Annotated in this window: 2 protein-coding genes; both read right to left on the bottom strand. The window is 65.5% G+C overall.

Annotated features, from left to right (window positions below; all coding sequences use genetic code 11):
* Window positions 1-335, bottom strand: a 335-nt coding sequence (locus ACFQ4G_RS21835; RefSeq protein WP_238209270.1) for a hypothetical protein, incomplete at its 3' end; no start/stop codon positions are given.
* Complete coding sequence (locus ACFQ4G_RS21830) at window positions 332-1,441, bottom strand: IS5 family transposase (RefSeq protein WP_238209269.1); 1,110 nt, start codon at window positions 1,439-1,441, stop codon at window positions 332-334. The genes ACFQ4G_RS21830 and ACFQ4G_RS21835, both read right to left, overlap by 4 nt.
* Window positions 1,442-1,518: the final 77 nt, after the last annotated feature.

The following is a 1,518-nucleotide window of genomic DNA, read 5'->3' as shown; positions in this document are numbered from 1 at the left end:
CAGGGTGTTGAAGAAGCCGGCCAACGGCGGGCGATGAAGGGTATTTCGTCGCCGCGGTGGGCGCGGATTTCGCCTCGAAGCGATCCGTCAGCCTGGAGCTCAGCCGATCCAGCGCCGCAGACCGGGTCCATCTCGTCATTGCCGTTCCAGTCGAACGCAACGGCGGCACGATCACTCCCGTGGCCGGCTCCGCCAGCGAAAGCCCCGGTGACACACCCGAAAGCGAACTCGCCGCGGCCGTTCTCGAACAGGATGTAGGCTGGCTCGACCATGTCGGCATAGTCGTCCTCGTAGCCGGGCAGCTCGACGATCCGCCACTTGCCCAGGACGCTCACGCCAGAGCTCCAAGCAGCTTTGGCAGACGGACCAGGTTGTAGGCCGCTGCCGTCAGAGTGAAGGCCCATCCGACCTTGTCGCGGCCTACGAAGCGGGTCTTGCGCAGTCCGCCGACGGTCTTGATCCAGCCAAAGCCCTCCTCGATGCGCTTGCGGATCTTCTGGCTCCGACCGTAGCCGGCGTGGCGGGTGGTTCGTCCGTCGATGGAGGAGCGGCGGCCGTTAGTGTTCCGGGCAACGTGCGCGCGCACGTTCATCGACCTGAGCTCGTTGACGAAGTCTTCGGCGTCATAGGCCTTGTCGGCACCCACCGAGATCGCCTTTGGCCGATCCGCCCTCGGCTCAATCATCGACAAAGCCGCGATCCGCTCGGCGTGACCGTTCGCCGAGGTCAGGCGGGTGTCCACGATCAGGCCCGAGCGGTTCTCCATCAGGGTGTGGCCGATGAAGCAGAGCTTGGCCTCCATTCCCGGACCCTTGCGGTAGAGGCGGGCTTGCGGGTCCGTGGTGCTCGCGTGGGTCTCGTTCGAGCGCGTCTGCCCCCTGAAGTCGACCTCGGCATTACGCCCGCCGGCGGAGGGCGGCGGGTCTTCCTCTTGATGGGTGCCGCCCTGATCCTTGGGCTTGAAGCTCTTAATCGAGGCCCATGCCTCGATCAGCGTCCCGTCGACGCTAAAATGGTCGCTGGACAGAAGCCGCTTCACGCGGGGTTGAGCCAGCACGGCGGCCAGGAACTGGGCCGCGATCTCGCCGGCCAGAAGCCGGTCCCGGTTCCGGGTGAAGCTCGAATGATCCCAGGCCTGATCGTCGATGCCCAGTCCTACGAACCAGCGGAACAACAGGTCGAACTCCAGCCGCTCCATCAGCTGCCGCTCCGAGCGGATCGAGTAGAACGCTTGCAGGAGCAGGGCCCGCAGCAGCATCTCGGGCGGGATCGACGGACGACCCATCCGAGCCGCATAGAGCGCCGAGAACGACCCGCTCAGGGCCGCCAGAGCCTCGTCCGTCAGTTGCCGGATGCTCCGCAGGGGATGATCCGCCCGGACCCGAGCCTCAAGGTCCACATACGAGAACAACGCCCCCGAACGTTGATCCAAGCCTCGCATCTGACTTCCCCGTCCGCTGCCGGAACGGAGTGAATCATGCCAAGCCCCCTCACGCCACGGACTTCTTCAACACCCTG

This window comes from Methylobacterium marchantiae, from assembly GCF_042679825.1.
GTDB lineage: Bacteria > Pseudomonadota > Alphaproteobacteria > Rhizobiales > Beijerinckiaceae > Methylobacterium > Methylobacterium marchantiae.
This window is presented reverse-complemented; position numbering and strand designations above follow the sequence as displayed.

What these genes read in the sequence shown, in the direction of transcription:
- ACFQ4G_RS21830 (WP_238209269.1), bottom strand. Translation starts at nt 1,441, where the DNA reads ATGCGAGGCTTGGATCAACGTTCGGGGGCGTTGTTCTCGTATGTGGAC.